11 protein-coding genes and 3 rRNA genes are annotated in these 22,139 nt (G+C 69.7%); 6 read left to right on the top strand and 8 right to left on the bottom strand.

Features of this window, described 5'->3' with window-relative positions:
- Positions 1 to 39 precede the first annotated feature (39 nt).
- Both F0L17_RS11730 and F0L17_RS11725 read right to left on the bottom strand, forming a co-directional pair.
- Entirely contained in the window at positions 40 to 2,079 is a 2,040-nt protein-coding gene (locus tag F0L17_RS11730; RefSeq protein WP_338018043.1) for an NPCBM/NEW2 domain-containing protein, read from the bottom strand.
- A gap of 410 nt (positions 2,080 to 2,489) precedes the next feature.
- Entirely contained in the window at positions 2,490 to 3,401 is a 912-nt protein-coding gene (locus F0L17_RS11725; RefSeq protein WP_155071035.1) for a TetR/AcrR family transcriptional regulator, read from the bottom strand.
- A gap of 380 nt (positions 3,402 to 3,781) precedes the next feature.
- Between F0L17_RS11725 and F0L17_RS11720 the strand changes: the two genes are divergently transcribed.
- The 5 genes from F0L17_RS11720 (at position 3,782) to rrf (ending at position 13,117) form a co-directional block, all read left to right on the top strand.
- Positions 3,782 to 5,134: an NAD(P)/FAD-dependent oxidoreductase gene (locus F0L17_RS11720; protein WP_238420505.1), complete on the top strand. Its 1,353-nt coding sequence runs from the start codon at positions 3,782 to 3,784 to the stop codon at positions 5,132 to 5,134.
- 233 nt (positions 5,135 to 5,367) lie between these two features.
- Entirely contained in the window at positions 5,368 to 7,176 is a 1,809-nt protein-coding gene (locus tag F0L17_RS11715; RefSeq protein WP_162466083.1) for a SpoIIE family protein phosphatase, read from the top strand.
- Between the two features lie 763 nt (positions 7,177 to 7,939).
- A 16S ribosomal RNA gene (locus tag F0L17_RS11710) occupies positions 7,940 to 9,467 on the top strand.
- A 336-nt stretch (positions 9,468 to 9,803) separates the two neighbouring features.
- Positions 9,804 to 12,927, top strand: a 23S ribosomal RNA gene (locus F0L17_RS11705).
- 73 nt (positions 12,928 to 13,000) lie between these two features.
- Positions 13,001 to 13,117: ribosomal RNA gene (rrf, locus tag F0L17_RS11700) — 5S ribosomal RNA — on the top strand.
- The 16S, 23S and 5S rRNA genes sit together here, the layout of an rRNA operon.
- A 166-nt stretch (positions 13,118 to 13,283) precedes the next feature.
- Here rrf and F0L17_RS11695 read toward each other — a convergent pair.
- From F0L17_RS11695 to F0L17_RS11670, 6 genes are all read right to left on the bottom strand, one after another.
- Positions 13,284 to 14,912, bottom strand: coding sequence for a type VI secretion protein (locus F0L17_RS11695; protein WP_338018042.1), 1,629 nt, complete (start codon positions 14,910 to 14,912; stop codon positions 13,284 to 13,286).
- Between the two features lie 2 nt (positions 14,913 to 14,914).
- Positions 14,915 to 16,354 carry an ATP-binding protein gene (locus tag F0L17_RS11690; protein ID WP_155071034.1) on the bottom strand — a complete coding sequence of 480 codons (1,440 nt, stop codon included), beginning with the start codon at positions 16,352 to 16,354 and terminating at the stop codon, positions 14,915 to 14,917.
- Positions 16,355 to 16,368: 14 nt separating this feature from the next.
- Positions 16,369 to 17,919 carry an SCO6880 family protein gene (locus F0L17_RS11685; protein ID WP_162466082.1) on the bottom strand — a complete coding sequence of 517 codons (1,551 nt, stop codon included), beginning with the start codon at positions 17,917 to 17,919 and terminating at the stop codon, positions 16,369 to 16,371.
- On the bottom strand, positions 17,916 to 19,253 hold the full coding sequence (locus F0L17_RS11680) for a hypothetical protein (RefSeq protein ID WP_155071033.1): 1,338 nt from the start codon (positions 19,251 to 19,253) through the stop codon (positions 17,916 to 17,918). The genes F0L17_RS11685 and F0L17_RS11680 overlap by 4 nt, the downstream gene beginning before the upstream one ends.
- Complete coding sequence (locus tag F0L17_RS11675; RefSeq protein ID WP_155071032.1) at positions 19,243 to 20,106, bottom strand: DUF8175 domain-containg protein; 864 nt, start codon at positions 20,104 to 20,106, stop codon at positions 19,243 to 19,245. The genes F0L17_RS11680 and F0L17_RS11675 overlap by 11 nt, the downstream gene beginning before the upstream one ends.
- A 490-nt stretch (positions 20,107 to 20,596) precedes the next feature.
- A complete protein-coding gene (locus F0L17_RS11670; protein ID WP_155071031.1) occupies positions 20,597 to 20,905 on the bottom strand; it encodes a hypothetical protein in 309 nt (102 codons plus the stop codon).
- Positions 20,906 to 21,015: 110 nt separating this feature from the next.
- Between F0L17_RS11670 and F0L17_RS11665 the strand changes: the two genes are divergently transcribed.
- A complete protein-coding gene (locus F0L17_RS11665) occupies positions 21,016 to 21,981 on the top strand; it encodes a C40 family peptidase (protein ID WP_338018041.1) in 966 nt (321 codons plus the stop codon).
- Positions 21,982 to 22,139: the final 158 nt, after the last annotated feature.

Below are 22,139 nucleotides of genomic sequence, written 5' to 3'. Positions count from 1 at the left end.
CGCCCCGGGGCGCACCGGGGAAGGCCGGATCCGGGCCGCTCAGCCGCAGCCGATCCCCGCCCCGACCCAGGAGGCCGACACCGCCACGTCCAGGACGGAGTACGGCTCGACCACCAGGCGGAGCGTTCGGCGGCCGGTCAGGGGGACGTGGACCGGCACCGGCTCGTCGCCCCGACGGACGACGCCCGACCGCCACAGCCGGTCCCCGTCGGCGTACACGGAGAAGCGGACCGCGCCCCGCAGCACCGTCAGGTCGTCCACCCCGACGAGCGCGTCGAACGAGGTACAGGGCCCGTTCAGGTCGATCGTCACCGAGGAGCGGGCCGAGACCGTCACTCCGTGCCCCCTGTTCCGTCCGCCGATGCTCACCCGCGAGCGCTGCCACAGTCGGCTGCTCCCGCTCCGTACGGTCGGCCCGTCGGCCGCCGGGCCGCCCCGGGACAACCGATCGAGCCGGTGGACGGTCGTCCCGGGCGGGGATGACGACGGGGACGAGGGTGACGACGGGGACGAGGAGGGCGAGGGGGGTGACGGGGTGGTCCCCTTCCCGGTTCCTCGGTCGCGCGCGTCACCGTACTCCCGTCCGTCCGGCCGGCCGCCCACCGGACCGGAACCGCCCACCGGACCGGAACCGGGCGCCGGCTCGGCACCCGTGACGCCCGTCGGGGCGGACGGCGCACCGGCCTCTGGGCCGTACGGAGTCCCGGGCCCCGCGGTCGTGGCCGGGGCGATGCCGTACGGCGGCACCGGGGCGAGACCCCGCGAACCTCCCGCCGAATCGGCCGGACCCACCGACTCCATCGTCTGCGGCTCCGAACCGATCCCCGAGCCCTTGGCCTCCGCTCCCACCTCGCCGGGCACGCTTGCCATGGAGGGGCGGGCACCCGGGCCCGAGTCCGGCTCGGGGCCCCGGGACCGCTGACCGTCGCCGACCAGGGCCAGCGTCAGCGCGGTGGCCACGGCGGCGGCCATCACCCCCGCCGTGACGCCGGCCTTGGCCGTGGCGCCCAACCCCTCGAAGACGGGCGTTCCGCTTCCGGCTCCGGGCACGTCACTCGCCGGGTCCGTCCGCGGCGCGACCGCCGATTTCTCGATCACCGCGCCGGCGGCCAGACGGTTCGCCGTCTCCGCCGCGTCCGCCGAGTACACCGCGGCGCCCCAGCCCACGACCGCCACGGGGAGCAGCGCGCGGAGCCGCTCGCGAACGTCCCTGGCCCCCTGCGCCGCCGAACGGCAGTCGGGACACCGGTTCAGATGTCGGTGCAGCGCCCGGCCGGGGCGCATCCGCGATCCGCCCCGCGTGTACGTCCCCAACCGGTCGACGTGGTGGGCGCACTCGCCGTCGCCTCTCCGGGAGAGGGCGAGGTGCGTCTGGAGGTACGCCTGCTGCAGTCCCTCCAGTGCCCGCTGTGTCAGCTCCGCCGTCGCCTTCGTCGTCAGTCCCAGGAGTGGAGCGACGTCCCGAGGCGACTCCTCCTCGACCACGGTGTGCCACAGCACCGTCTGCCACCGCTCGGGCAGGCTGCGGAAGGCGCGTACGGTGGTCGACCGCTCGGCCCGCCACATGGCCCGCACACCGGCGTCCGAGCCGAAGGTCTCGCCGCCGTCCTGCGTTCCGGCCCCCACCACGAAGACCGCGAACTCCTCGGTCAGTAATTCCCAACCGTCCGTACCGATCCAGGACGCCGCCACCCGTCGGACGGTCGCCAGCAGGGGGAGGCGCACCGCGGTGTCCGGCACCGGAACGTCGCCCGCCGAAAGCGCCGAGGGCCGCGGGGACTGCGAGGGTTGCGGAGACGACGAGGGTCGGGAGGACACCGAGGACGACGAGGGTGCCGAGGACGACGAGGGGGCTGAAGACAGGGCCTTCGCGAACGCCTCGTCCGTCAGCTCGGCGGCGGCGGCGTCGTCCCGGCAGCAGTGGCGCGCGTAGCGGCGCACCGCGGCCGCGTGCCGTCGATACAACTCCTCGTACGCGTCGGTGTCCCCGCCACGGGCCCGTGACACCAGTTCGGTGTCGCTGGGAGGATCGTCCTGCGGTCCGGCGGAAGGCGGCGGCTCCTCCGTCGCCCCCGACACCCGGGCCCCGTTCCCTTCGGCCTTCCCGGAGCCCGCTGGGGACTCTTCCCGATCGTCCAGGCCCTCTCGCTCGTCAACACCCAAAGCGAGCACCCCCGTACACACCGTTGCCACCGAACACCTGCACAGCGTGGCACGGCTGGGGCCGCTCAATCCCGGCCGTGCACTTCAATCACTCATCCGAGGTGATGAATCGCGAAGTGGTACGCACGGAAGGCGAAAGCAAGGTAATGGAGGCCAAAGACGGAGCCGCTCCAGAGCCGCCAAGTTGACCGAAAAACGCCCTCAGAGCTCCCCTCGGAGCTCCCCGAGGCCCCGACAACGGCCGAGACGGCCCGTGCCGACTCGGGCAGAATCGAACATCCCGGACAGTGTGAGCGGGCCTCGGTGGCCCGGGTACCCCCGACCGCTCAGGCGTCGTGGTGTCCCGCCCCGAACTCCGCGGACTTGGCGGACCGCGGCCTCAGCCCCTCCAACAGGATGTCGAGCAACCGCGCAGAAGCCGCCGCCTGCTGCGCCGCGTTCGGCAGGGAGGGCGCCGCCGTCGCCATCACCAGCAGTACGTCCGACACCGTCACGTCGGACCGCAGCTCACCGGCTGACCGCGCCCGTGCCACCAACTGCCCGACCACCTCGAGCAACGCGGCGGTGTTCGCGTCCTCCCCGGTGCCGTCGATCCGTGCGGGGAATCCGGCGCCGCCCTCCCGCCCCGCCGCCGCGGAACCGGCCTCCACGGCGGACCGGTGGCCGTCCACCAGGCGCAGGCCCGGCTGCCCGTGCCCACCACCCTCCCGGGACCGTGTCTCCTCCGCTCCGGAGCCGTACCCGGTCCCCGTGGCACCCGCGGCCCTGCCGGTCCCCTCGTCGGCGGACGAGTCGACCTTGAGTATGCGCGGCGGCAGCAGACGTCCCGCTCCCGAGGCGACCGAGGCGCGCAGGAACCGGGAGAGCGCCGACCACGCGTCCCGCTCCTGACCGAGGACCACCCGCGCCTGCTCGGTCAGCCGTGCCGTCTCCTCTTCGGCTATCCTCCTGACCAGGACTTCCTTGCTGGGGAACCGCCGGTAGACCGTGCCCACCCCGACCCGTGCGCGCCGTGCCACGTCCTCCATCGGGGCGCCGTATCCCAGCTCGCCGAAGACCTCGCGCGCGGCCCGCAGGACGTGTTCCAGATTGCGCTGGGCATCGACCCTCAGCGGAGCCGTGCGACCGGCCGCCCCCCCACTCCCGTCACCGACCGCCTGCGACCCCCCGTCGCTCCCGGACGGGTCCGCGGTGACGGCGGTCGGCCAATGAGAACCCTGAATCCCCTGAACATGCATGTTGTGTTCCCCCGGTTGGTGAGCGGTCTCCCCCCGGAGACCCTCGCTCTTGTCGCCGGAACACGGCCGTGGCTCCGTTCCGGCGCCTATGAACATAGTTGAGGCGCGGTCACCAGAGAAAGGTGCATGTTCCGCCACCTGCGGACCCCGATCGGAGTACATCGCCGCGCCCTGTCCGATCGTCCCCGCGCCCCCTCGCCGCCACCGCGCTGAGCTGCGAATACCTCCGCCCCCCGGACCGGATCCCGCATCGGACCCATCAAGTCCGGCGGTCATACGATTCCCGAGACCTGTGGACAAACGCCCTTCCGCGGGTGCGTCATGGACGGGTGACGAAGGAACCCGCGCGCATTCTCGTGGTCGGCGGTGGCTACGTCGGCATGTACACCGCCCTGCGCCTCCAGCGGTGCCTGAGAAAGGAACTGGACCGGGCGCGGGAGGGGCGGGGCGGTGTCCAGGTCGTCGTCCTCAGCCCCGAGCCGTACATGACGTACCAGCCCTTCCTGCCCGAGGCCGCAGCGGGCTCCATCTCGCCCCGCCACGTCGTCGTCCCCCTGCGGCGCGTCCTGCCCCACTGCAGGATCGTGACCGGTGAGGCCAGGGCGGTCGACCACGCCCGGCGCGTCGCCACCGTCGAGACCCTCGCCACCGGGCACGCCGGCACCGGCCCCGTCGAGGTGCCCTACGACGAACTCGTCCTCGCCCCCGGCTCCGTCTCCCGCGCCCTCCCCATCCCCGGCCTGGCCGACCACGGGATCGGCTTCAAGACCGTCGAGGAGGCCATCGGTCTGCGCAACCACGTCCTCGAACAGCTCGACATCGCCTCCTCCACCCGTGACCCCGACGTCCGCTCCGCGGCCTTGACCTTCCTCTTCGTCGGCGGCGGCTACGCGGGCGTCGAGGCACTGGCCGAGTTGGAGGACATGGCCCGCTACGCCTGCCGCTACTACCACAACATCCGTCCCCGGGACATGAAGTGGATCCTCGTCGAGGCCACCGACCGCATCCTCCCCGAGGTCGGCGCGGCGATGGGCCGCTACGCGGTGCGCGAGCTGCGCGGACGCAACATCGACGTGCGCCTGGAGACCCGCCTGGAGTCCTGCGAGAACCGGGTCGCCCAGCTCAGCGACGGCTCCCGCCACCCCTGCCGCACCCTGGTGTGGACCGCCGGTGTCAAACCCCACCCCGTCCTCGCCGCGACCGACCTGCCCCGCGACGCCCGCGGCCGGCTGCGCTGCACCACCACCCTGCGCGTCGAGGGCGTCGAGCACGCCTGGTCCGCCGGTGACGCGGCCGCCGTCCCCGACCTCACGGCCCGGGGCGCCTCCCGGGCCGGCGGCTCCGGGGGGGAGCCCGGCCGCGAGTGCGCCCCCAACGCCCAGCACGCCGTACGGCAGGCCCGGCGGTTGGCCGACAACCTGGCGGCGTCACTGCGGGGCGAGGAGGAGACGGAGTACCGACACTCCCATACGGGCTCCGTCGCCTCCCTCGGCCTGCACAAGGGCGTCGCACACGTGTACGGACGCAAGATCAAGGGCTACCCGGCCTGGCTCCTGCACCGCGCGTACCACCTGAGCCGGGTACCCACGGTCAACCGCAAGGCGCGCGTCCTCGCGGAGTGGACGCTCGCCGGGCTGTTCAAGCGCGAGATCGTCTCGCTCGGCTCGCTGGAGCACCCCCGGGCCGAGTTCGAACTCGCCGCGGGCACCGGCCGCCACCCCGAGGGCCCCTGACGGAAGTCGGTACCTTCCGCCACACTGGTCATGTGACCATGGGTGGGCTCACGCCAGCGAAGAGTCACCGACGGGCGCGGGCGCGCCGGACCGGAGGGGCCCGGCGAGGCCGGCGCCGAGGCCACCCACCGGCGCGGTCCCGGAGAAGGGGCGGCACGGCGGGCACACCCCGGCCCGGGACGCAAGAGCACGAGAACACACGAGAACAACGGAATCGGATCGGACCGCACGCAGTGAACTTCACGCGCTGGAGCGCTCGGCTGCCCGGCACACAGCGGCGCGCCGCCGCCCGGGCGGCACGGCGTCCGCCCGAGGCACGGGCCTCCGTCGGGGCCGTCCCGACCGCCCGGGGCGAGCGACACGGGGGCGCGTCCACCACCCCGGACACCGGGGAGGCGGAACGGGAGCCCGAGAAGCCCGGAGGCCGTACCGGCCCGGACGCGGGAGCGGTGGGAGCGGTGGACGGCATCGCGGCCCTCGACGCCCTCTCCGCGCACGAACTGCTCGGCCACCTGCCGGCCCTGGTGGCCCTCGTCCACGGTCCCGACCACCGCGTCGCGTTCGTCAACGGCGCCTACGCGGCCGCCTTCGGCCCCCGATCGCCCGGAGCCCCCGCGCGCGAGGCCCTGCCGGAGCTGGCCGAGCTGGGCCTGCTCCCGCTGATGGACCAGGTGCTGCGCAGCGGCAGGCCCCGCACCGTCAAGTCCCGCCGCGTGGACGGCATCCCGGCAGGTTCGCCCGGCGCCTCCCCGAACCCCCGGACGGCCGCGGCCGGTCGCACCCGCCCGGGCTACTACACCTTCACCTGCACCCCCATCGAACTGTCCGGCCCCCGGCCGCGACGCGGTGTCCTCGTCTTCGCGGCCGACGTCACCGACCAGGTGGAGGCGGCCGAGCGGCTGCGGGCCAGCGAACGCCGCCAGCGCGAGGCCGCGGTCACCCTCCAGCGCAGCCTGCTCCCGCAGCAACTGGAACAGCCCGACGACCTGCGGGTCGCCGCCACCTACCGCCCCGGCGGCATCGACGCGGCGGTCGGGGGCGACTGGTACGACGTCATCACCCTGGGAGCGGGGCGCACGGCCCTGGTCATCGGCGACGTGATGGGCCGCGGGGTCCGTGCGGCCGCGGTCATGGGCCAGCTCCGCACGGCCGTCCGCGCCTACGCCCGGCTGGACCTGCCGCCCCACGAGGTGCTCCAGCTCCTGGACGGCCTCGCCGCCGAGATCGACCCGAACCAGATCGCCACCTGTGTCTACGCCGTCCACGATCCCAACGAGGGGCGGCTGGCGTACGCCTCCGCCGGTCACCTGCCGATCCTCGTGCGCGATCCGGACGGCACCGTCCACCGCGCCGATGCCTCCACCGGCCCCCCGCTGGGCACCGGCGGCTGGTTGCACACCTCCGCCTCGGTCCCCTTCGGCCCCGGCTCGTCGGCCGTGCTCTACACCGACGGCCTGGTCGAGCGCCGTGACGCCGACATCGACCAGGGCATCGAGACCCTGGAGGACGCCTTCGCCGGGGCCACCGGCAGCCCGCAGATCGTCTGCGACCGTCTCCAGCGGGCCCTGGGCATCACCGCCGAGCACGACGACGACGTGGCCCTCCTCGTCCTTCAGCACCCCGTCCGCACGGGGGCCGAGGCCGAGCTGTTCCACAACGCCGCGCTGGAACTCCTGGGCGGCACCGAGGCCGCGCCGCGCGCACGCGCCTTCGCCTCCGGCGTGCTGGCGAGCTGGCGCTTTCCCCCGGACCTGCGCGACCTGGGCGTACTGGCGGCCAGCGAGCTGGTCGCCAACTCGCTCCAGCACGGCACCCCTCCGATGTGCCTGCGGCTGCGCCGCACCGACCGCCGGCTGATCGTCGAGGTGACCGACGGCGACGACCACCTGCCGCGCCGTCGCCGTGCGGAGCCGGGCGACGAGAACGGGCGCGGCATGTCCGTCATCGCCACGATCGCCTCGGCCTGGGGCTCACGCCGCACCCCGGGCGGCGGCAAGGCCGTCTGGTGCGAGTTCGCCCTCCCCGGGACCGACCGCGGTTGAGACGGTGCCGCTCCGGGCCGCCCCGTCGTCCGGACCGGCGCCGGACCCGCCCCCGACAGCGCCTCACCCGGCCCGAACGGGCCTGTACGTCGGCTGGGGTCGGGGACGGGACGAGGACAGCCGGGGCCGCGGCGTCGTGGAGCCGGCTGACGAGGGGCGCGGGAAGTCGCTCCCAGGTGACGCGGCCGGGCGGGCCCTGCGATCCGGGACGAAGAGGGTGCGATACCGGGCTTGACAGTCCGGGGAGCGATCCGTAAGGTTCTCCGGGTTGCCAGGGGCGTAACGGTTCTCCTGGTGGCCCTTCTGCCACGTCCGGTGGCGACCACTCACTTGGTGTGAATCCCTTCCGGGATGGATTTCGGTGTGCCGTATTGCCGTGTTTCCGTTCCGAGCGGCTCGGTTTTGGAGCCGGCGGGGAAATCCGCTACGGTGATGGAAGCGCCGGAAACGGCGTGAAGGAAATGCAGGACCCCGCCGGCCGGGGATTCGGAGACCGAAAAGGGATCTGATAGAGTCGGAGACACCGAAGGGAAGCGCCCGGAGGGGCCCCGGGAAGGGGTGCCGATGGAAGCGTCCGTTCCTTGAGAACTCAACAGCGTGCCAAAAGTCAACGCCAGATATGTTGATACCCCGTCGTCGGAACCGGTCGGTTCCGGTGATGTGGTTCCTTTGAAATACACAGCGAGGACGCTGTGCGCCCCGGGATCATTCCTCCCGGTGGCGCCGCTCCCCGCGGATGTGACCCCCGGAGTACCGGGAAGCATTCACGGAGAGTTTGATCCTGGCTCAGGACGAACGCTGGCGGCGTGCTTAACACATGCAAGTCGAACGATGAACCTCCTTCGGGAGGGGATTAGTGGCGAACGGGTGAGTAACACGTGGGCAATCTGCCCTGCACTCTGGGATAACTCCGGGAAACCGGAGCTAATACCGGATACGACCATCGCGGGCATCCGTGGTGGTGGAAAGCTCCGGCGGTGCAGGATGAGCCCGCGGCCTATCAGCTGGTTGGTGGGGTGACGGCCCACCAAGGCGACGACGGGTAGCCGGCCTGAGAGGGCGACCGGCCACACTGGGACTGAGACACGGCCCAGACTCCTACGGGAGGCAGCAGTGGGGAATATTGCACAATGGGCGCAAGCCTGATGCAGCGACGCCGCGTGAGGGATGACGGCCTTCGGGTTGTAAACCTCTTTCAGCAGGGAAGAAGCGCGAGTGACGGTACCTGCAGAAGAAGCACCGGCTAACTACGTGCCAGCAGCCGCGGTAATACGTAGGGTGCGAGCGTTGTCCGGAATTATTGGGCGTAAAGAGCTCGTAGGCGGCCTGTCGCGTCGGATGTGAAAGCCCGGGGCTTAACTCCGGGTCTGCATTCGATACGGGCAGGCTAGAGTTCGGTAGGGGAGATCGGAATTCCTGGTGTAGCGGTGAAATGCGCAGATATCAGGAGGAACACCGGTGGCGAAGGCGGATCTCTGGGCCGATACTGACGCTGAGGAGCGAAAGCGTGGGGAGCGAACAGGATTAGATACCCTGGTAGTCCACGCCGTAAACGTTGGGCACTAGGTGTGGGCGGCATTCCACGTCGTCCGTGCCGCAGCTAACGCATTAAGTGCCCCGCCTGGGGAGTACGGCCGCAAGGCTAAAACTCAAAGGAATTGACGGGGGCCCGCACAAGCGGCGGAGCATGTGGCTTAATTCGACGCAACGCGAAGAACCTTACCAAGGCTTGACATACATCGGAAAGCTCTGGAGACAGAGCCCCCCTTGTGGTCGGTGTACAGGTGGTGCATGGCTGTCGTCAGCTCGTGTCGTGAGATGTTGGGTTAAGTCCCGCAACGAGCGCAACCCTTGTTCTGTGTTGCCAGCATGCCTTTCGGGGTGATGGGGACTCACAGGAGACTGCCGGGGTCAACTCGGAGGAAGGTGGGGACGACGTCAAGTCATCATGCCCCTTATGTCTTGGGCTGCACACGTGCTACAATGGCCGGTACAATGAGCTGCGATGCCGTGAGGTGGAGCGAATCTCAAAAAGCCGGTCTCAGTTCGGATTGGGGTCTGCAACTCGACCCCATGAAGTCGGAGTCGCTAGTAATCGCAGATCAGCATTGCTGCGGTGAATACGTTCCCGGGCCTTGTACACACCGCCCGTCACGTCACGAAAGTCGGTAACACCCGAAGCCGGTGGCCCAACCCCTTGTGGGAGGGAATCGTCGAAGGTGGGACTGGCGATTGGGACGAAGTCGTAACAAGGTAGCCGTACCGGAAGGTGCGGCTGGATCACCTCCTTTCTAAGGAGCATTCTCGGCTGGTCGTCTTCGGGCGCCGGTCCAGAGGCCACTGCGCAGACGCGTGTTCTGCGGTGGTTGCTCGTGGGTGGAACGTTGACTAGTCGGTGCTCGTGGTGGGTTCGTCTCTTCCAGTACTGCTCGGTCTCTCTTCGGAGGGGTGGGCGTGGAACGGAGAGGTGGGCGGCCGTGGGTGTCGGGCGCGCTGTTGGGTGTCTGAGGGTGCGGCCGTGAGGTCGTGGTTCCCTTGGGTTCCGGACCCGGTGTACTCGCCCGTGGGGTGGGGTGACGGTGGGCCGGTCGTTGTTTGAGAACTGCACAGTGGACGCGAGCATCTGTGGCCAAGTTTTTAAGGGCGCACGGTGGATGCCTTGGCACCAGGAACCGATGAAGGACGTGGGAGGCCGCGATAGGCCCCGGGGAGCTGTCAACCGAGCTGTGATCCGGGGGTGTCCGAATGGGGAAACCCGGCAGTCGTCATGGGCTGTCACCCGCTGCTGAACACATAGGCAGTGTGGAGGGAACGCGGGGAAGTGAAACATCTCAGTACCCGCAGGAAGAGAAGACAACCGTGATTCCGGGAGTAGTGGCGAGCGAAACCGGATGAGGCCAAACCGTTCACGTGTGAGACCCGGCAGGGGTTGCGTGTGCGGGGTTGTGGGAGTTCTCTTCGGTCGTCTGCCGGCGGCCGGACGAGTCAGAAACCGTATGGATAGGCGAAGGGCATGCGAAAGGCCCGGCGTAGAGGGTAAGACCCCCGTAGTCGAAATCTGTGCGGCTCGTTTGAGGACCACCCAAGTAGCACGGGGCCCGAGAAATCCCGTGTGAATCCGGCGGGACCACCCGTCAAGCCTAAATATTCCCTGGTGACCGATAGCGGATAGTACCGTGAGGGAATGGTGAAAAGTACCGCGGGAGCGGAGTGAAATAGTACCTGAAACCGTGTGCCTACAAGCCGTGGGAGCGTCGCCGTGAGTGCTTGCGCTTGCGGTCGTGACTGCGTGCCTTTTGAAGAATGAGCCTGCGAGTTTGCGGTATGTTGCGAGGTTAACCCGTGTGGGGGAGCCGTAGCGAAAGCGAGTCCGAACAGGGCGATTGAGTAGCGTGCCCAAGACCCGAAGCGGAGTGATCTAGCCATGGGCAGGGTGAAGCGGCTGTAAGAGGTCGTGGAGGCCCGAACCCACCAGGGTTGAAAACCTGGGGGATGACCTGTGGTTAGGGGTGAAAGGCCAATCAAACTCCGTGATAGCTGGTTCTCCCCGAAATGCATTTAGGTGCAGCGTCGTGTGTTGCTTGCCGGAGGTAGAGCACTGGATAGGCGATGGGCCCTACCGGGTTACTGACCTTAGCCAAACTCCGAATGCCGGTAAGTGGTAAGCGCGGCAGTGAGACTGTGGGGGATAAGCTCCATGGTCGAGAGGGAAACAGCCCAGAGCATCGACTAAGGCCCCCAAGCGTGTGCTAAGTGGGAAAGGATGTGGAGTCGCAGAGACAACCAGGAGGTTGGCTTAGAAGCAGCCATCCTTGAAAGAGTGCGTAATAGCTCACTGGTCAAGTGATTCCGCGCCGACAATGTAGCGGGGCTCAAGCACACCGCCGACGTCGTGTCATCGGCACAGTAACCTCCAACGAGGGTGTCGATGGGTAGGGGAGCGTCGTGTGCCGGGTGAAGCAGCCGTGGAAGCGAGTTGTGGACGGTACACGAGTGAGAATGCAGGCATGAGTAGCGATACAGGAGTGGGAAACTCCTGCGCCGATTGACCAAGGGTTCCTGGGTCAAGCTGATCTGCCCAGGGTAAGTCGGGACCTAAGGCGAGGCCGACAGGCGTAGTCGATGGACAACCGGTTGATATTCCGGTACCCGCTGTGGAGCGCAAGGGCCGAGCCCGGTGATGCTAAGTCCGTGAAGCCCTCTCGTGCCTTCGGGTGCGGGGTGTGGTGGAGCCGACGGTCCGATCCGGTAGTAGGTGAGTGATGGGGTGACGCAGGAAGGTAGTCCAGCCCGGGCGGTGGTTGTCCCGGGGTAAGGGTGTAGCCCGAGGGGTAGGTAAATCCGTCCCTCGTGTAGGGGTGAGACCCGATGCCGAGCCGATGGTGGCGAAGTGGATGATCCTATGCTGTCGAGAAAAGCCTCTAGCGAGTTGCACGGCGGCCCGTACCCCAAACCGACTCAGGTGGTCTGGTAGAGAATACCGAGGCGTTCGGGTGAACTATGGTTAATGAACTCGGCAAAATGCCCCCGTAACTTCGGGAGAAGGGGGGCCATGTCTGGTGACGAGTCTTGCACTCCGAGCCGGGTGTGGCCGCAGAGACCAGCGAGAAGCGACTGTTTACTAAAAACACAGGTCCGTGCGAAGCCGTAAGGCGAGGTATACGGACTGACGCCTGCCCGGTGCTGGAACGTTAAGGGGACCGGTTAGTGGTGCTTCGGTACCGCGAAGCTGAGAACTTAAGCGCCAGTAAACGGCGGTGGTAACTATAACCATCCTAAGGTAGCGAAATTCCTTGTCGGGTAAGTTCCGACCTGCACGAATGGCGTAACGACTTCTCGACTGTCTCAACCATAGGCCCGGTGAAATTGCACTACGAGTAAAGATGCTCGTTTCGCGCAGCAGGACGGAAAGACCCCGGGACCTTTACTACAGCTTGATATTGGTGTTCGGTTCGGCTTGTGTAGGATAGGTGGGAGCCGGTGAAGCATGCACGCCAGTGTGTGTGGAGGCGTTGTTGAAATACCACTCTGGTCGTGCTGGATGTCTAACCCGGGTCCGTGATCCGGATCGGGGACAGTGTCTGGTGGGTAGTTTAACTGGGGCGGTTGCCTCCCAAAGGGTAACGGAGGCGCCCAAAGGTTCCCTCAGCCTGGTTGGTCATCAGGTGGTGAGTGTAAGTGCACAAGGGAGCTTGACTGTGAGACTGACGGGTCGAGCAGGTGCGAAAGCAGGGACTAGTGATCCGGCGGTGGCTTGTGGAAGCGCCGTCGCTCAACGGATAAAAGGTACCCCGGGGATAACAGGCTGATCTTCCCCAAGAGTCCATATCGACGGGATGGTTTGGCACCTCGATGTCGGCTCGTCGCATCCTGGGGCTGGAGTCGGTCCCAAGGGTTGGGCTGTTCGCCCATTAAAGCGGTACGCGAGCTGGGTTTAGAACGTCGTGAGACAGTTCGGTCCCTATCCGCTGTGCGCGTAGGAGTCTTGAGAAGGGCTGTCCCTAGTACGAGAGGACCGGGACGGACGAACCTCTGGTGTGCCAGTTGTTCTGCCAAGGGCATGGCTGGTTGGCTACGTTCGGGAGGGATAACCGCTGAAAGCATCTAAGCGGGAAGCCTGCTTCGAGATGAGGACTCCCACCCCGTTTCAGGGGGTAAGGCTCCCGGGAGACGACCGGGTTGATAGGCCGGAGATGGAAGCTTCGTGAGGGGTGGAGTCGACCGGTACTAATAGGCCGAGGGCTTGACCGTAGATGCTCGCGTCCACTGTGTGGGTTCTGAGACCACGACCGTCCGTGTTCGGGTTGGTTGGGTTTTATAGTGTTTCGGTGGTCATGGCGAGAGGGAAACGCCCGGTTACATTCCGAACCCGGAAGCTAAGCCTTTCAGCGCCGATGGTACTGCATGGGGGACCGTGTGGGAGAGTAGGACGCCGCCGAACGATATGTTGAGTTGAAGGCCCTGCCGGGTTTCCCGGCGGGGCCTTCACCCTTTTCCGGGCCAGAACGATCGGGTGGCCTCGGGGCACGGTCAATCGTGCTCTTTCACATACGGGCCACCGCGTGCCGGGCGGCGAGCCCTAGCAGAAGCCCTTCAGGGCCGGCCGGTCACGGGACAGGGCGGAAGCGCCCCGTCCCGGGTGATCCCGCCCATCCGCCGCCCGCTGTCGCGAGCTGCGGCCACCAGGTGCGTGCCTGCTCCTCGGAGCGCATCAGCGCCAGGGTGGGCATGCCCGTCGCCTCGCCCGTCGTCAGGAGTTCGGGGAGTTGGGGGATGGGGGCCACCGCCGCGATGTCGTCGAGGAGGAGGGTGATTGGTGGGTCGAGCCGGCCGGCGGATGACCCTGCGGCCACGCGGCGGCCGTGCTCGACCACGCTTGAGGTGAGGGCGGTGAGAAGCGGCATCGTGCCGGGAGCACGACGCGGGTCCTCGACGGCCTCGCCCACAACATAGAGCGTTCCCCCTTCGGCGGCAAAGGATTCCAACGCGGCCGAATCCGCGCGGTTCGCCGTGCAGGAGTTACGGACGTGGAGTTGGGAGAGGGCCGAGAGGGCCTGGCGGACGAGACGGACGGCGGCGTCCCTGCGCTCGGGATGGGCGACGAGGGTGGCTTCGAGCTCGCCGGCGGCCCCGGAAGCGGCCCGCGGGTCGGTGCGCAGGACACGGACGGCCTCGGCCGTCGATCCGGAGTTCGCGCCGGCCCAGCGGTGGACCTGACGGAACGGCTCTCCGGCGACGGCCGCGGCGTGCAGCCAGCAGCCCAGCAGAGTCTCGGCGGCGCTGTGGGTGGCCTCTTCCGAGCGGGCGGGGCTCCGTACCGGGGCGAGCAGGGCTGCGGCCCTGGCGGCGGCGGTGCGGCGGTCCTCGCAGCCGTGGTGGGGTGCCCAGCGCAGCAGGGCGGGAGCGTCGGTGAGCCGGCCCGGATCGTAGAGGTGGACGGGCCCCAGCTTGGCCCGGGCCCCCTCGGTCTCCTTCCACAGGGCCGGGTCGGAGGTGACGACCAGGGCGGGGCCGGGGGCGACGCGCAGGGCGTCGGCGGCACGGCTGCCGTGGTCGGGCCCGTACTCGACGCCCGTGGGCGGCCCGGAGAGCGCCTCGGGAACGGGGTGGGCCCGCAGGTGTGCCGGTGCGGGCGTCTCGGACCGCACGCCTGCGGGTGTCTCACGAGGAGACGGCACGTCCGGGCGTGGGGGGAGCGCCGTGGCGGGCTCGGCGGTGACGGGGCGGGGGACGGCGGGACGCCGGCCCGGCAGCGGGGCCGGCGAGGCCCGGTACGGGGCCTCCTCGGCCTTCTCGGGCCCCTCGAGCTCCTCGGCCCTCGAGCGTTCCCTCTCGCGTCGGACGGCGCGCAGGGCGCGCCGGCGGGCCACGACACCGGCGACGAACACGCCCAGGACCGTCAGGACCATGCACTGGCCGATGAGGACACCCCAGAACAGACCGGGGCCCGGCAGTGTGTCGGCCCCGGCGCCCGGCCAGGCGGCGGCCAGGTCGGCCGGTTCGGAGACCAGGGAACGCATCGCCATGGGGGTGCGCGTGAAGGCGACGCCGCGCGGCCACGCCCCGTGTGCGAGGAGCCCCGCCAGCCCGACGGCCGTCCAGCACAGGGTGGTGATGCCGAGGAGGAAGCCCAGCAGGCCGAGGAGGAGGCCGTCGGGAATGCCGCGCTCGGGGGCGCCGCCGCCCCTGCCCGCCGGTGCCCCGGGGCCGCTGCGGCCGTCGTGTGGCACCGGCACCGTCAGGCCACCGTCTCGTCGGCGCGTGCGAGCCGCTCCATGGCGGCGGCGCGGGACGCGGTCTCGGCCTCGAACTCGTCGGCCACGGTGTCCTCCAAGGGGGTCGCGGGAGACGCGGGAGAGGAGGTCGCCGAGGAGGATTCGGTCATGGCGCGGTCGGTGAAGACCAGGGGGCGCTCCGCCTCGGTGACCAGGTGCTTGACGACCTGCACATTGCCGTTGACGTCCCAGACGGCGATGCCGGGGGAGAGTGTGGGGATGATCTCCACGGCCCAGCGGGGCAGTCCCAGCACCTGTCCGGTGGCGCGGGCCTCGTCGGCCTTCTGGGCGTAGATCGTGCGGGTCGAGGCCATCTTGAGGATCGCGGCGGCCTCCTTGGCCGCCGCGCCGTCCACCACGTCGGACAGGTGGTGGACGACCGCCACGAACGACAGGCCCAGCCGTCGGCCGAACTTCAACAGCCGCTGGAAGAGCTGGGCGACGAAGGGGCTGTTGATGATGTGCCACGCCTCCTCGACCAGGAAGATGCGTTTCTTGCGGTCGGGGCGGATCCAGGTGTGCTCCAGCCAGACGCCGACGATGGCCATCAGGATGGGCATGGCGATGGAGTTGCGGTCGATGTGGGAGAGGTCGAAGACGATCAGCGGCGCGTCGAGGTCGATGCCCACCGTCGTCGGGCCGTCGAACATGCCGCGCAGGTCGCCGTCGACCAGGCGGTCCAGGACGAGGGCGACGTCCAGCCCCCAGGCCCGCACGTCCTCCAGGGCGACGTTCATCGCCTCGGCCGACTCCGGCTTCGGGTGGCGGAGCTGTTCGACGATGTCGGTGAGGACGGGCTGGCGGCCGGTGACGGTCTCGTTGACGTAGGAGTGGGCGACTTTCAGGGCGAAGCCGGCGCGCTCGTCGAGGCCGTGGCCCATGGCGACCTCGATGATGGTGCGCAGCAGGGCGAGCTGACCGGTGCTGGTGATGGACGGGTCCAGCGGGTTGAGGCGGATGCCCTGGTCCAGGGCGGCCATCGGATCCAGGCGGATGGGGGTGATCCCCATCTGTTCGGCGATGAGGTTCCACTCGCCGACGCCGTCCTCGCCCTGGGCGTCCAGGACGACGACCTGGCGGTCGCGGAAGCGCAGCTGGCGCAGGACGTACGTCTTCTCCAGGGCCGACTTGCCGTTGCCGGACTCGCCCAGCACCAGCCAGTGGGGGGCCGGGAGTTGCTGGCCGTAGAGCTGGAAGGGGTCGTAGATGTAGCCCTTGCCGCTGTAGACCTCGCGGCCGATGATCACCCCGGAGTCGCCCAGACCGGGCGCGGCGGTGGGCAGGTAGACGGCCTGGGCCTGGCCGGTGGAGGTGCGCACGGGCAGGCGGGTGGTCTCCGTCTTGCCGAAGACGAAGCTGGTGAAGGCGTCGGTGACGGCGGTCAGCGGATCGAACGCGGCCATGGTGTGTCGCCTCCTCAGCGGCGGATGCCGGTCGCGAACGGAAGGGTGTTCACGAACGCACGGTGATGCTCCCGGTCGCACCACTCCAGCTTCAAGTAGCTCTTTCCGGCCGAGGCTCGGATCGTGCGTTTGTCACGTGCCAGGGCGTCGGGGTTGCGGGAGGAGACGGTGATGTAGCCGACGAGGTTGACGCCCGCGGCTCCGGAGGCCAGGTCCTGGCCGCGCTGGTCGACGCGGCCGTGGGCGGCCACGTCGCGCGGGTCGACGGTGCGGTTCATCTTGGCGGCGCGGCTGGCCTCGGCCGCGTCGTTGGTCTTCTCCGTCAGCATCCGCTCGATGGCGACCTCGGTGGGCTCCAGGTCCATGCAGACGGCGACGGTGCGGATCACGTCGGGGGTGTGGACGAGCAGCGGGGCGAGGAAGTTGACGCCGACCGGTGTCATCGGCCACTCCTTGACCCAGGCGGTGGCGTGGCACCAGGGCTCGCGGGTGGCCGACTCGCGGGTCTTGGCCGTCAGGTGGGTCGGCTCGGCCGCGTTCAGCTCGGCAGGCCAGGCGTTGCGCCGGGTCATGGCCTGGATGTGGTCGATGGGGTGGTCGGGGTCGTACATGGAGTGGATCAGGGAGGCCATGCGGGCCTGACCCAGCGGCTGCCGCACCCGGATGTCGGCTTCGGCGAGCCGGGCGCAGATGTCGGTGAGTTCGCGGGCCATGACGACGGCCAGGCCCTCGTCGCGGGTGAGGCGGCGCCCGGTGGAGGCGCGGCCGGCCTTGGCGATCGCGGTGGCCTCGGCGGCCAGGTCGCGGGTGTGGTGCATGCAGGCCACCAGGTAGGCGCGGTGCTGCTCGCTGGAGGTGGAGACCATGGACAGGAGCTGCTCGTAGGACTCCCGCAGCCAGGGAGCGGCCCGTTCGTCACCGCGCTGGGCGACGTCCTTGGCATGGGCGTCGGGGTCGGCGGGGAGGGTGCGGGCGAGCATCTGGAGGCGGGTGACGAAGCCGTCGCCGTTGGCCACGTGCTTGAGGAGGGTGCCGAAGCGGTCGACGAGGGCCTCCTGGTCCTCGCTGTCGCGCAGGCCCACGCCCGGTCCCTCGATCTCTATGGCGGCGGTGACGGTGCGTCGGTCGGCGTGGAGGAGGACGGCGATCTCGTCGGGCCCGAAGGGCGCGGAGAGCCAGGTGATGCGGCCCACCCCGGGCGGGGGCGGGATGTCCACCTCGGTGCCGTCCAGCCGGGTGCCGGCCTCGGCGGCGGCGGAGCGGTAGGTGGTGCCGTGGCGCAGCAGGCGGCGGTAGCTGCGGTTGATCTCGAACCACTTGTAGTACGTCCGCCCCTTGTAGGGGACGTACACCGCGGCCAGGGAGAGCATCGGGAAGCCGACCAGGGCGACGATGCGCAGGGACAGCACGGGGATCAGGAGCCCGCTCATCATGCCGAGGAAGGCGCCCGCGATGATCAGGGCGATCTCGCCCGTCTCCCGGTTCCTGCCGATGACGGCGTTGGGACGGGCGCGCCCGATCATGTACGTGCGGCGCGGTGCGACGGTGTGGGACGGGGTCGTCACCCGCGATCACCTCCGGTGCGGTGGCTGGTGGTGCTGCCGCCGCCGTTGCCCGTGCGGGGCGGGGGCGGTGCGGTGGGCTGGGAGGTCGCGGAGCCGGTGCCGCGCGAGGCGTGGGCGGCCACGCCGCCGGAGAGCGGGTTGGCGGGGCGCGGGGTGGCACCGGAGGGGCCGCCGCCGCTGCCGCTCGTCTCGGCGCCGCCACGGGCGCTGTGGGTGGTGATGCCCTGTCGGAGCATGGCGGCGGGGGAGGAGACGACGGCGGCGGCCGTGCGGGAGGCCGGGTCGGCACTGGCGTTGCGCTGGCGGACGATCTCGTCGCCGAAGCCGGGCACGAAGCGGTAGATCATCGCGCTGGCGAAGATGGCGAGCAGGATGATGGCCAGGCCGGAGACGATCGCGGAGAAGGCGTTCGGGCCCTCGTTCGAGGCGAGCGCCCCGGCGAGGCCGAGGACGATGACGATGACCGGCTTGACGAGGATCACCGCGATCATGATGCCCGCCCAGCGGCGCACGTGGCCCCAGAGGTTCTTGTCGACGAGGCCGGAGTAGACGACCGTCCCCAGCAGCGCGCCGACGTACAGCAGGGCGGCGCGGATGACGAGTTCGAGCCAGAGGACGCCGGCGGCGAGGACGGAGACGAGGGAGACGACGATCAGCATGACCGGCCCGCCTCCGATGTCGTCGCCCTTCTTCAGCGCCTCGGAGAAGGAGCCGAAGAACTTGTCGGTGTCGGAGCCGGTGCCCGCGGCGATGACGTCGGTGACGGCGTCGGTGGCGGTGACCAGGGTGTAGAGGATCAGGGGGGTGAAGGCGGAGGCGAGGACGGTCAGCCACAGGAAGCCGATGGCCTCGGTGAGCGCCTCGGTCAGGGGGATGCCGCGGACGGCGCGCTTGGCTACGGCCAGCAACCACAGGACGAGGGTGAGGACCGTCGAGGCCGCGAAGACGACGGCGTACTGGCGCAGGAAGGCGGGGTTGGTGAAGTCGACGGTGGCGGTGGAGGCGACGGCCTCGGAGAGCTTGTCGATGATCCAGGCGGCGGCGTCGGCGCAGCCCCGGGCGAGGGAGGCCAGGGGGTCGAGGGTGGTGGCGAACGAATCGGCTTCGCCCGATCCCCCGCCGTCCCCGCCCTGCTCGCACACGTCTCGGGCGGCGCCGGGGACGTTCTCGCACTCGCTGTCGGCGGTCTCCTCCGGTTCTGCGGAGGGCGGCGGCGTCGGGTCGTCGGCGGCCGCGCGAGTGGCCGGCCGGAGCAGTCCGGCGGTCTGGACGCCCGCGACCGCCGCGGTGAGGAACAGGACTCGGTGCCGGCGGCGACGGCGGTCAGCGTGCATAGGTCATGCCTCCGAACTCCTCGACGGCCTTGCTGATCTCCTCGGCTGTGGAGGCCCGGAGGTCTCCCGGTACGGGGGCGGGGCCGTCCTGCTGGGAGTCGTCGGCGATCTTCCAGTCGGAGCCGGTCCACCGCAGTTCGAAGGTCCAGGTCTTCCAGGTGGTGGTGACGGGGGTGGTGGACTCCTCGCCGGCCAGGCCGATGAGGCCCGTGTACCAGACGTCGACGGTGGCGCTGTCCCCCTGGTACTCCGTCACCCTGGTGCCCACGGGAACGGTGCGCGAGACGAGGGTGGTGCCCTCGGGCGCCTCGCCCTGGGGGGTGAGACCGAGCCGGGTGAAGAACTCCTCCGAGTACGCCCTGTCCTGCGGCCCCTTGATGCGTGCGGCGGCTTCGGGGGTGTAGAGGGTGTCGACGAGCATGTGCCGGTGCTCGGTCTCGAACATGCCCGTACCGCCCAGGGCCACCGCGTAGTTGGCGGCGGCGCTCTGGGCGCCCTGCTCGGTGTGGGCGAAGCCGGCGGGGACGCCGTTGGCGCGGGAGGTGACGGGGCGTTCGCCGGTGGGGGCGGTGGGTCGGGCCGCGTTCTCCGAGTTCCCCGCGCCTCCGCCGCCGGTTCCCGAGGAGGCGCCGCCGTCCCGGTTGGCGAAGGCGATGGCGGCGATCAACAGGACGACGACGCCCACCACCGTCACCATGCTCCGTCCCACGCGCGGGGGTTGGCGCCTGGGCTCGTCGTAGACGTCGACGACGGCTTCGTCGTCCGGGAGGCGTCGGGTGCGGCCGCGGCCGTACGTTCCGGCTGCGGCGATGTCCCGGTCGTCGCCGTAACCGCCTTCACCGCCGATGCTCATGGTGCGCGCCGCCCTCTCGTCGCCCGCTCGTCGCGGCCAGGTTGGCCGGGTTGCCGTCGTGCCCTCTCCTTGACGTTAACGCCGTCGCGGCGGTTGTGGGGCCGGTGTGTGCGGGATCGCTTCCGCTCGGTGACCGGTGGTACGCGAGGGCCGTGCGCGCGCCGGGGCCGGGTCGGGGTGGGGGGAGGGGCGTGGGCTGGTGCATCGGGGGTTCTTTTTCCTGGTGTGTGGAGCCGTGCCGGCCGCTCCGTGGGTGCGGTGGGGCCGGGCACGGCACGTGTCGGCGCTCTGCCGCTCCCTCCGGGGGACGGAGCGGCAGAGCGCCGGGCCGCGGTCCACGGTCGCCTGTGCCGCCGCGTCTGCCGCGGCGGACGCCGGCGGGTGTGGGACGTCTGGGTTGTACGGCGGCCGGTCGGCCGCCGCTTCGCCGGGGTAGTGGGGGGTCGGGTGGTTCCGGGAGAAGGCGGTGGCGTGTGTGGGGGGAGCGGGGCTACACGGCCATGCCGTAGACGATCGTGAAGAGGGTGCCGAGCGATCCGATGATGAAGACGCCCGTCAGGCCCGCCACGATCAGGCCCTTGCCCTGCTCGGCGCTGAAGGTGTCCCGCAGCGCCGTGGCGCCGATGCGTTGCTTGGCCGCTCCCCAGATGGCGATGCCGAGGCAGAGGAGGATGGCCACGGCCATCACGACCTCGATCATCACGCGGGCCTCGTTGCCGAGGGAGCCGAACGGGCCCCAGTCCGGGGCGATTCCGCCGATGATGGTGTTGATGTCGCCCTTGTCGGCCGCCAGGAACATGGTGTGTCACCACCCCAGGTGGGTTGTCAGAAGGTGCTCTTCCCTTGGATTCTGACACGGTTGCGGCCGAATCGGCAGTGAACTCCGTCGCTGTGCGGGAGGGTTGAGGGGTGCGGAAGGCGTGGGTGGCCGTCGGAGTCGGGTTCGGGCTGGTCGTGTGTTTCATGGCGCTGCTCGTGGTCGGCACGTACACCGCCGCGTCGAACCTCTTCGGTGGTGGCGCGGTCACACTGGCGAAGGGTTCGGTGCCGATGGCGTACCGGGACCTGGTGCAGAAGTGGGGCAACCTCTGTCCGGCGCTCAACCCGGCGCTGCTGGCGGCCCAACTCCACCAGGAGAGCGGCTGGAACCCGAGGGCGCGGAGCACGGCCGCGGCGCAGGGCATCGCGCAGTTCATCCCGGCGACGTGGGCGGCGCACGGCATCGACGGCGACGGGGACGGGGATCGCGACGTGTGGGATCCCGAGGACGCCATTCCGTCGGCGGCGAAGTACGACTGCACGCTGGCGGAGGATGTCAAGGGCGTGCCCGGGGATCCGACGGACAACATGTTGGCCGCCTACAACGCGGGTCCGTACGCGGTGGTGCGGTACGGCGGTGTGCCCCCGTACCGGGAGACGCAGAACTACGTCAGGGTCATCCGGGCGATGGAGAAGACCTTCGCGGAGCCGCGCGCCCGTCTGTCGCCGTCGAAGCAGGCGGCCGGGGCGATCGACTTCGCGCAGAAGAAGCTGGGCACGCCGTACCTGTGGGGCGGTGACGGCACCGCGGAGGACGGTGGTCGGTTCGACTGCTCGGGTCTGACGAAGGCGGCGTACGCGAGTGTGGGGATCGAGCTGCCGCGCGTGGCGAACGACCAGTGGAACGCCGGTCCGCACCCGAAACGGGACGAGTTGCTCCCCGGTGACCTGGTCTTCTTCGCGCACGACCTGAACGATCCCCGGTCCATCTACCACGTGGGGATCTACGTCGGCGGTGGCTATATGATCGACGCGCCGTACACGGGCGCGGAGATCCGTTTCGATCCGATCGACACCCCCGACTACTTCGGAGCGACGAGGCCGACGGCTTCGTGACGCCCGCCCGGGGCGGTGGTGTCCCGGTGGACGGTGTGCGGTGCGGCATCCGATCCGCGAGTGCGGGTCACCCTCCGATAACGTCCGCGTGATCGTTCGGTGGAGGTTGGAACGCGCGGTCCGGTCGGGGCGTTGTCTTGTCCGGAACGGGCATTCCG

The sequence above is a fragment of the Streptomyces taklimakanensis genome, assembly GCF_009709575.1.
GTDB lineage: Bacteria > Actinomycetota > Actinomycetes > Streptomycetales > Streptomycetaceae > Streptomyces > Streptomyces taklimakanensis.
This window is presented reverse-complemented; position numbering and strand designations above follow the sequence as displayed.

Excerpts from the sequence above, each read along its gene's own strand:
- F0L17_RS11670 (WP_155071031.1), bottom strand. The coding sequence starts at position 20,905 with ATGTTCCTGGCGGCCGACAAGGGCGACATCAACACCATCATCGGCGGA.
- F0L17_RS11725 (WP_155071035.1), bottom strand. The coding sequence starts at position 3,401 with ATGCATGTTCAGGGGATTCAGGGTTCTCATTGGCCGACCGCCGTCACC.
- F0L17_RS11675 (WP_155071032.1), bottom strand. The coding sequence starts at position 20,106 with ATGAGCATCGGCGGTGAAGGCGGTTACGGCGACGACCGGGACATCGCC.
- F0L17_RS11720 (WP_238420505.1), top strand. The coding sequence starts at position 3,782 with ATGTACACCGCCCTGCGCCTCCAGCGGTGCCTGAGAAAGGAACTGGAC.
- F0L17_RS11690 (WP_155071034.1), bottom strand. The coding sequence starts at position 16,354 with ATGGCCGCGTTCGATCCGCTGACCGCCGTCACCGACGCCTTCACCAGC.
- F0L17_RS11680 (WP_155071033.1), bottom strand. The coding sequence starts at position 19,253 with ATGCACGCTGACCGCCGTCGCCGCCGGCACCGAGTCCTGTTCCTCACC.